The sequence below is a fragment of the uncultured Nostoc sp. genome, from assembly GCF_964245575.1.
GTDB lineage: Bacteria > Cyanobacteriota > Cyanobacteriia > Cyanobacteriales > Nostocaceae > Nostoc.
In genome coordinates, this window is sequence record NZ_CAXTNP010000291.1 from 1 (window position 1) to 9,175 (window position 9,175).

The following is a 9,175-nucleotide window of genomic DNA, read 5'->3' on the forward strand; positions in this document are numbered from 1 at the left end:
GTGTACACACAAGTAGTTTCGTTCAGAACACAAGGACTTTCGTTCAGAACACAAGGACTTTCGTTCAGAACACAAGGACTTTCGTTCAGAACACAAGTACTTTCGTTCAGAACACAAGTACTTTCGTTCAGAACACAAGGACTTTCGTCCAGAACACAAGGACTTTCGTCCAGAACACTAGTCTTTTCGTTCATAACACAAGTACTTTCATTCAGAACACAAGTCTTTTTTAAGCCTTTGAGGGAATGAAACAGCTTTCGTTTTCGAGAGGAGTTGGGGGTGGGGTTATTGTACCTAACTCAAGTGAGAACCGTTATATAAAATACTTAGGCTGTAATTACTGCTTATAAAGTTCTGAAACCTTTCAAAAAATGAAATGATCAAAGTAACGTGTAGCATATTATTAATTCTTGCCAGATTTAAATTAATCTCGCCCGAAAAATGTAACAATACCATATACCTTCCTCTCATTCTTCAGGAATATCCTTGCACTAAAAATTAACATAAAAAAGAAAGTATGGCAGATAAAACTAAAATTATTTCCTTTCAACTTTCTGACGGCAAAATAATTAAAGTAGAGGTTACGCCTATAGGGGAACAACCTGTTTCTGATGAAACCAGAGTCTTTAAACAAGCCACAGAAATTATTAAATCCATTGCTGAAGATGTCGCAGGTACATTAAAAGATATTAGCCAGACAGTCAAACCAGATAAATTTAGTGTCAAATTAGGTTTACAAATTGGAGTTGAGTCAGGACAACTAACCGCTTTAATTGTGAAAGGAACAGGCACAGCTAACCTGGAAATTACAATGGAATGGAGTAAATAACAGTTGATTGTCTTACAGTTGTGGTAATGTTTTTACAAAGATTTTAGATGAGAGCAATTAATGGGTAACGAAGACGATTTACAACGCTGTACAGTGCGTTTAAATGTTGCCAGTAGTCAGGGAACAGGTTTTTTTGTTGCACCGAATTGGATTCTCACCTGCGCCCATGTAGTCGAATCTGCGAAAGATAACCCTGTGCAAGTATTCTGGAAAGCAGGAAACCATAATTACACAGCTAAAGTTACGCAATTATGCAAATATCCCCTTGATTTAGCCCTTTTACAACTGGACGAGGATTGTTTGGATCATCCCTGTGTTGAATTGGATGACACAAAACCCAATACTAACGATGATTTATATATTTTCGGTTATCCCAAGAATAGCGAAGTTGATTATTCGCAGGGAGATTCGGCAAGCTTTAAATATGAAGGAATAAGTTTTAAACAGGATATTATTCTCTATAAGTTAAAGCAAGGGCAAGTTATCTCAGGCTTTAGTGGATCGCCTTTGTTAAATTTACTAACAGGTAAAGTTTGTGGAATTGTGCATCTTTCCCGTGATGAAAGTAACGATTTAGGGGGACGGGCAGTTTCGGCTCAAGTTATTGTGCAACAGTTTCCTGAAATTGCCTCACTTAATCAACAATTTCATCAGCCAAAGCCCAAAGGTGATAATCCATTTGAATATGGTCTTCCTGTTCCTCCACAACGTTTTTACGGACGGAAAAGAGAGATTTTAGAGATTAAAAACCGCATTGGTGCGATTAGTCCTCAATGTATTAATTTGGTAGGCTTGCGGCGCAATGGCAAAACCTCTCTATTGCGCTATATCACAGAAAGAATCAGCGAATTTTGTTCGCCAGAACAAAAGCCTTTAGTTGTTTTCTTAGATTTAACGAATGGGAATTTTCATACTCCAGAGGGGATTATTGAAGGCTTAAGGCGAGGGATTCACAAACTAACAAGGAATTTTCCTTGGTCAAAGGAAGATAATGAAGATGGCTTTGCAGTAGAAGATGGCTTACAGTTTTTAGTAGATGAAGGGTATCGTTTAATTATTTTATTGGATGAGTTTGAAGCCATTGCTAGTAAAAAAGATAGATTAGAATTGTTTCAGGATTGGGGAGAAGATTGGCGTTCTAAGGCTTCTGCGGGTTTATTAACAATGGTAATTGCCAGCAAACGCCCTCTTAATGAAGTTTACGAAACTTTGAGTCTGGGTTCTCCCTTTGCCAATATTTTCAGTACGACTATTGTAGGGGCATTAGAGGAGGAAGCTTGGCAAAGCATCATCCAGAAAGGACAGAAAGAATTTCTGCCTAATTCTGCGGTATTACAATGGGTAGATGAGTTAGCAGGAGGGTTGCCCTATTATGTGCAGATGGCGGGGGCGATGTTGTGGCAAAATAGGAATCAAGAAATAGCTAAAAATGAGTTTAATTTTCAAACAAAGCCTCGTTTTGAAGAACTTTGGAAAGATTTAACCGAAGTTGAACGTTTAGCATTGCGTTATGAATTGGGAAAGAGTAATTTACCTATTCCCGATTTGGCAATTGTAGATAGGCTTCACCGTCATGGGTTATTACGGAAGAATCGGGGTTTATTTAGCAGTGTTTTTGCAGAGTTTGTGAAAGGTAAAAGATAAAGCAATCAGCCAAAGATTCAAACATTAAATATAAAAAATGTTGCGGTTTTTGCGAGAAATTTGGGAACTATTTTGGTGGGCAATGTTTTGTCCTTCAAGGCTTCAGCAACAAATGAATGAATGGTTGCCTCAAAAACAAAAAGATGGACGCAGACCAGACACAAGTTTTTTGGATATTTTAGTTTTCGGAAACTTCCGATTTATTATTCAGTATTTATTACTATTATTTATTTTTAATATCCCTCTTCTTTTAAGACTGATTGAACGTAATCAATTGTTGGATTTGCTACAGTTACCTTGTGTAATGTTAATTGCTTATACGATAGGAGTTTTATTTTTACCTTTAGGACTGGTTATCCCCTTATTGTGGTTGATAGTTGTATTAAATCAGCCTGATAGATGGTTAAAGGGCTTAATAGAAACTATTAAAATTTTACCTCCTTTAGCTCAAATAGAGATAGGTCTTGCAGCTTTTGGAGTATCTGTATCATTAACTGTTTGGTTAAGATTGCAACTGTTAAAAAATGAACATCTTTCCCTTGCTCGTAATGTGATGGTGGTGGGGGGAACAATCAGTGTGATATTAGGAGCGTGGTTAGCAACTCAAAACTGGTTGTCTCTGTTGTTAGTAAGTGGAGTGATAGGCATTTTCCTATTTACACCAACAGAAAGTATAGAAAATAGTCATGATGCGGTCGAAGTGGCGGGAGCAGTGGCGGGAGCAGTGGCGGGAGTTGCTACTTTACCGCTTACTTGGTTTTTGGTTGTTGCAAGTTTAATCGCTTTTGCTCTTGCACCAGCAAAAGACAACAGAGTTTTTATCATCACTACAGTGATTTTAATAGCTCTTTCTGCCCAAAATTTAGGATGGCTTTCAGCATTAATTATCCCTGTAACCTTAGTCAGCTATTACAGAATATTTCCTGATTATAGCTTTATCTTTTTAGGTGGTTATACATTCCTTAATTCTTTACTAAAACTTTTCAGATTTTCAGATTCAAGAATTAGATGGTTACGTCCCCAAACAGCAAAAATACTTTTTCAATTTCCTCCTTACACTAGCGAACTCCTGTGGATACCTTTACCTAATCATGCTCAACTTTTTATTTCTGAATTTCGTGAAAGACCTCAACAAGCCTTAACAATCTTTCAATATACCCAAACTTTTTCCTTACCAGGATTTCAAATAACCCTGCAAAATGCCTTACCACAAATTGTCGCCGACCAACTCAAGCAAATTCAAAGTATTCCAGAACTAATCTTTACTGCCAACTCAGACCATCCTATATTACCTTTCCTGATTTCCCCCTTCTATCACCTCGATTTTGACAGCGATACCCCCACTTCAGCAACACCTTTACCAAAGGTTAAACCTGAACTTTCTATCCTTCTTCCTCGTTTGCAAACTATTATTCGAGATATTCAATCTGCACTCGAAAATGAAAATATAGCCCTACGAGAACGAGGATTAGAAAAAATCAATAACAATGTTGTTCGATTACAATCCCAATTACCCTCTCTCGGATTTAAAGACGAAGCCATCAAACGCTGGACACCTGTACTGGAACATTGGCAAAGGGTTATTGAACTGGAACAAAATGAACAACGCAAACTCTCTCAAGGCGAACTAATCAACCCGTTCCAATATGGAAATCCGGTGCGACTTGACCAAAAAAACTTGTTTAAAGGTCGTCAGAGATTTGCCAATGAAGTTGTCCGTCGAGTTTTAGACCGTGACCGACCTACCCTTGTGCTGCATGGCCCCCGTCGCTGTGGTAAAACTTCGTTTTTGTATAACTTTCCCCGCCTGCTTCCCAGTGATATTCTCCCCGTATTTGTGGATATGCAAAGTTCCGCCATTACCACCAGCGAATCTGACTTTTGCTTTGGCTTAGTCCGTGCAATTCATAAAGACTGCAAAAGTCAAGGCGTTCAATTACCAAACATTCCTAAACGCACCGATTTTCAAGCTAGTCCCTATACTAACTTAGAAGATTGGTTGGATGAAGCACTTGCCCAAATCGGAGAACGGCGCATCCTTCTCAACCTTGATGAATTTGAAAAAATCGGTACTGCCATCCGAAATGGACAGATAACTTTACGTTTATTTGACCAACTACGCCACTTAATTCAACATTATGAACAACTCGGTTTTCTCTTTTCTGGGGTGCAAACTCTAGAAGAATTAGGCCCGAAATGGAGTAGCTATTTTATCAGCGTTGTCCCGATAGAAATGCTTTATCTTGAACCTAACGAAGCCGAGGAATTACTGCTTAATCCAGATCCAGCTTTTGCACTACGTTACGCTCCAGGGATTGTAGAAGAAGTATTAAATGTTACCAATTGTCACCCTTACTGCCTACAATTATTGGGCGCATCAATGGTGAATCAAGCTAACTTTAACCATACTAATTTTATTACTACTGAACTCTTGCAAGCTTCTATTAATGACGCATTTATTTCCGGTCAACCTTATTTTACAAATATTTGGACAGAATTTACAGGAACTACACCTGAAGAAATGGTAATTGGTCAAGAATTATTATTACAAGTTGCCAAGACTGATATTTTATTACCTATAACTACTGAAATTGCTGAACAGGTATTAACCCGCTTGTTGCGTTATCATATTTTACACAAAATCAATGGAGGATATGATTTTGAAATCCCTCTATTAAAACAATGGGTGAGAGAGCGTGCAGTGAGAAGCTAATTATTTAAAGTAAGAAATTAGATAAGGCACACAACGCAACCTTTTTGTTATGACTATAGTATCCAAAAGTTAAAACTTTTATCGTCTAGGAATGACTTTAAATTTGATTATTGAGAGTTCGTTTTTTCAAAAATGCTCAATCAAAACCAAACACCTTTATTAGATGCCTTAAAAGCCAATGCAGCAAGATCCCATGCGCCTTTTTACACCCCAGGACATAAACAAGGTGAGGGAATTTCTCAACCCTTGGCTGATTTACTTGGTAAAGCCGTCTTTCGCGCTGATTTAACCGAATTAGCAGATTTAGATAATCTATTTGCACCCCAAGGCGTTATTCAAGAAGCACAACAACTAGCAACTGAGGCATTTGGCGCTTCACAAACATGGTTCCTTGTCAATGGTTCTACCTGTGGGATTGAAGCAGCAATTCTCGCTACCTGTGGCACAGGCGATAAAATCATTCTGCCTCGCAATGTACATTCTTCTGCGATCGCTGGTTTAATTCTCTCAGGTTCAATACCCATTTTTCTCAATCCTGAATACGATCCAGTTTTAGATATTGCCCATAGCATCACGCCCAGTGCTGTAGAATCTGCACTCCAACAGCATCCAGATGCTAAAGCAGTGTTGACAGTTTACCCCACATATTACGGCGTTTGTGGAAATTTGAGTGCGATCGCCAGCATTACACATCAATATAATATCCCTCTACTTGTAGATGAGGCACACGGCGCCCACTTTGCCTTTCATCCAGAATTACCCACTCCAGCCTTAGCCGCAGGTGCCGATTTAACTGTACAATCCATCCACAAAGTACTCGGTGCGATGACACAAGCATCGATGCTGCACGTCCAAGGTAACAGGATTGATTGCGATCGCATCAGTAAAGCTTTGCAACTCTTACAATCTACCAGTCCTAGTTATTTACTTTTAGCTTCTTTAGATGCAGCGCGTCAGCAAATGGCACTCCACGGAAAAATGTTGATGTCTCGCACTTTGCAACTTGCTGATAAAGCTAGAACAAAAATCAGTCAAATTCCTGGATTATCAGTTTTGGAAATGCCTCGGTTGGAAGGATCTCCCTGCTTTATAGCTTTAGACAAAACGCGGCTAACTGTCACTGTTTCTGGTTTAGGTTTAACCGGATTTGAAGCAGATGAGATTCTCGATGAAAAATTAGGTGTTACTGCTGAATTCGCCTCACTACAACATCTCACCTTTATCATTAGTTTGGGCAACACCCCAGCCGATATTGAGCAACTCGTACAAAGTTTTACTACTCTTGCCAAAGAATATCGCCGAAACAACTTAACTTTTAAAAGCCATCTTTGGCAGGAGCTTTTCACTACACAGTGTCATGCTTTACATTTTTCTCCCCGCGAAGCCTTTTTTACTGTCAGTGAAGTACTACCTTTGATACAGAGTAATCAACGCATTTGTGCCGAAATCGTCTGTCCCTATCCCCCAGGAATTCCCTTGTTAATGCCGGGAGAAGTCATCACGAAATCCATCCTTGATTATCTGCAACGAATTCAAGCGATGGGAGGATTTATCAGTGGTTGTGCTGATACTAGCCTCAAAACTTTGAAAGTTGTGAAATAACGTCTTAACTCCTAACTCCCAAATTATTCTTGATAAAAATTTAATTGATGCAGTCAACAGTAAATCTGCGGTTGAGCAGATAATTTATAGGAAAATATATAGTATTTATGCAAACTATGAAACTTCAATGATCGTGTTCAGTAGCTAATGCAATCTTTGATTTATGCACATAGGATGATGTTAACAATCCATAAATAAAAATATGAAATCAAAAACTTATTATATTTTGGGAGTAGTAGCAACTCCTATTGTAGTCACGATGGCACTGGGTTTCTCAGCAAAAGCGAATGCAGTTGAGTTAGGCGCTGCCTCTGATTACAACGTATTTGTTTTAGGAGATATTTCTCAAAAATATACAGATATTGAAGGAAAACTTGCTGCTGGCGGTAACGTGAATTTCGTCGGCGGACTTGGAAGCAGACTTTCTGGCAATAGCGGCAACGTAGTAGTAGCTGGAAACAACTTAACTCTAAGCAACGGTCAAGTCTACCACGGTAATGCTGTCTATGGAGGCAGTGCCAATGTGTCCAGCAATGTGGGATTTCCACAAGGAACTCTCAGCAAGAGTAATCCCATCGACTTCAATGAAGCAGGGAAACAATTGCGAGGGCTATCTCAATATTTAGCAACCTTAACTCCTACTGGTAAAACAACAGTTCAATCTTGGGGTGCTATTAACCTGAGTGGCAGTGGTACTGCTTTCAATGTTTTTAATCTTGCAGGCTCATCTGTCTCCAAGACGAACTATTTTGAAATTAAGGGAGACGCAAATTCGACTATTGTTGTCAATATCAGTGGTAAAGATGTGTCGCTGCAAAACTTTGGGTTCAATATCCTTGGCACAGATAAACAAAAGGTGATCTACAACTTCTATGAAGCGACAAACATAACTGCCAGTGGGATTAGCATACTAGGTAGTATTCTTGCTCCTTTGGCTAATTTCAATTTCAATAACGGTCAAGTTAACGGTAACGTGATAGTATCTTCTTTAACAGGAAATGGCGAGTCTCACAACTATCTGTTTAATGGCGATCTGCCGGATCTCCCAAGTAAGTATTACACTCCGCCTAAGCCTCCCACCCGTACTCAGGTTCCAGAGCCGACAAATCTTCTAGGTTTAGGATTAATTGCTGTAGTATTTGGTTTACTTCGCCACAAACGCAAGCAACTTGCCTAAAATAATCATAAACTTTTGGCAGCATAGCGCATAAGGTGAACTTGTTTATAGATTTTCGCTGATGCGCTATTTCCTTGCTCCCTACCTTCTACAATAAAGATAGACTTTATTGAGATTTGTATAGTTGGGGATAAGCTGTCATGGCTCCCGCCGTTTTCATTCAAAATCTGCAAAAACGTTACGGTACAGTAGTTGCCGTCCAGGATGTTTCCTTTCAGGTAGAACCAGGAGAAATTTTTGGTTTACTTGGTCCCAACGGTGCTGGTAAAACTACTACCTTGCGTGCTTTATGTACACTTACCACACCCGATGCTGGCAAAATCGAAGTATCTGGCATTTCTGTGTTAGATAATCCGAGAGTGGCAAGACAACGACTAGGCTATGTAGCTCAGGAAGTCGCTATAGATAAGGTGCTGACTGGAAGAGAACTCTTGCAACTGCAAGCCGCACTTTATCACCTCCCAGGCGCAGTAGCCAAACAGCGTATTGAGAGTGTATTAGATTTACTCGGTTTACAAGAATACGCCAATAAAAAGACAGGAACCTATTCTGGCGGTTTACGCAAGCGCCTAGACTTGGCTGCTGGGTTGCTCCATGCACCTGATGTTCTGGTGTTGGATGAGCCAACTGTAGGACTTGACATAGAAACGCGTTTTGTGGTTTGGGATTTCCTGCGAAAATTACGCGCCTCTGGGACGACGGTAGTAATTACCAGCCATTATCTAGAAGAAATTGACGCTTTAGCCGATCGCGTGGCAATTATAGATCGCGGTGTTGTAATTGCTGCTGGGACATCTTCACAATTGAAAGATCAAGTAGGTGGCGATCGCATCACTTTGCGAATCCGCGAGTTTTCCCCGATTGAGGAAGCAGAAATTGCCAAAAACCTCTTGCAACCTTTGCCGTTTGTGCAAGAAGTAATCATCAACAGCGCTCAAGGTAATTCCCTCAACTTGGTGGTGACACCTCAGAACGATGTTCTGATTAACATACAGCAAGCGCTGAATACTGCTGGCTTGCCCATATTTGGCATTGCCCAATCTCGCCCCAGCCTGGATGATGTTTACCTCGCCGCTACAGGACGCACACTCATGGATGCAGAGCTGGCAGCAGTTGCCACTCGCGATCCTAAAGCTGAGAAAAAGCAGAATATGAGATAGGGGCTGGGGACTGGGGACTAGGGACTGGGAAAAAGTTTTGCTAATCCCCA

7 protein-coding genes are annotated in these 9,175 nt (G+C 40.0%); 6 read left to right on the top strand and 1 reads right to left on the bottom strand.

Features of this window, described 5'->3' with window-relative positions:
* The coding region (locus ACFFAP_RS31640) for a hypothetical protein (protein ID WP_375514923.1) at positions 1-194 on the bottom strand (194 nt) is incomplete at its 3' end.
* A 323-nt stretch (positions 195-517) separates the two neighbouring features.
* Here ACFFAP_RS31640 and ACFFAP_RS31645 point away from each other — a divergent pair.
* The 6 genes from ACFFAP_RS31645 to ACFFAP_RS31670 all read left to right on the top strand — a co-directional run bounded on the left by ACFFAP_RS31645 (position 518) and on the right by ACFFAP_RS31670 (position 9,125).
* Entirely contained in the window at positions 518-829 is a 312-nt protein-coding gene (locus tag ACFFAP_RS31645) for a CU044_2847 family protein (protein WP_375514924.1), read from the top strand.
* 60 nt (positions 830-889) lie between these two features.
* Positions 890-2,473 (top strand): trypsin-like peptidase domain-containing protein, encoded by a 1,584-nt coding sequence (locus tag ACFFAP_RS31650; RefSeq protein WP_375514925.1) that lies wholly within the window; start codon positions 890-892, stop codon positions 2,471-2,473.
* 37 nt (positions 2,474-2,510) lie between these two features.
* Positions 2,511-5,186: an AAA family ATPase gene (locus tag ACFFAP_RS31655; protein WP_375514926.1), complete on the top strand. Its 2,676-nt coding sequence runs from the start codon at positions 2,511-2,513 to the stop codon at positions 5,184-5,186.
* Between the two features lie 132 nt (positions 5,187-5,318).
* Positions 5,319-6,788, top strand: coding sequence for an aminotransferase class I/II-fold pyridoxal phosphate-dependent enzyme (locus ACFFAP_RS31660; protein ID WP_375514927.1), 1,470 nt, complete (start codon positions 5,319-5,321; stop codon positions 6,786-6,788).
* 202 nt (positions 6,789-6,990) lie between these two features.
* Positions 6,991-7,965, top strand: a complete 975-nt coding sequence (locus ACFFAP_RS31665) for a choice-of-anchor A family protein (RefSeq protein WP_375514928.1) — start codon at positions 6,991-6,993, stop codon at positions 7,963-7,965.
* Between the two features lie 140 nt (positions 7,966-8,105).
* The gene (locus ACFFAP_RS31670; RefSeq protein ID WP_375514929.1) at positions 8,106-9,125 is read left to right on the top strand and encodes an ATP-binding cassette domain-containing protein; all 1,020 of its coding nucleotides are present in this window, start codon (positions 8,106-8,108) and stop codon (positions 9,123-9,125) included.
* The last annotated feature ends 50 nt before the right edge of the window (positions 9,126-9,175 follow it).

Bases quoted from the DNA above. Each gene is read 5' to 3' on its own strand.
- ACFFAP_RS31660 (WP_375514927.1), top strand. From the start codon at position 5,319: ATGCTCAATCAAAACCAAACACCTTTATTAGATGCCTTAAAAGCCAAT.
- ACFFAP_RS31655 (WP_375514926.1), top strand. From the start codon at position 2,511: ATGTTGCGGTTTTTGCGAGAAATTTGGGAACTATTTTGGTGGGCAATG.
- ACFFAP_RS31650 (WP_375514925.1), top strand. From the start codon at position 890: ATGGGTAACGAAGACGATTTACAACGCTGTACAGTGCGTTTAAATGTT.
- ACFFAP_RS31665 (WP_375514928.1), top strand. From the start codon at position 6,991: ATGAAATCAAAAACTTATTATATTTTGGGAGTAGTAGCAACTCCTATT.
- ACFFAP_RS31670 (WP_375514929.1), top strand. From the start codon at position 8,106: ATGGCTCCCGCCGTTTTCATTCAAAATCTGCAAAAACGTTACGGTACA.
- ACFFAP_RS31645 (WP_375514924.1), top strand. From the start codon at position 518: ATGGCAGATAAAACTAAAATTATTTCCTTTCAACTTTCTGACGGCAAA.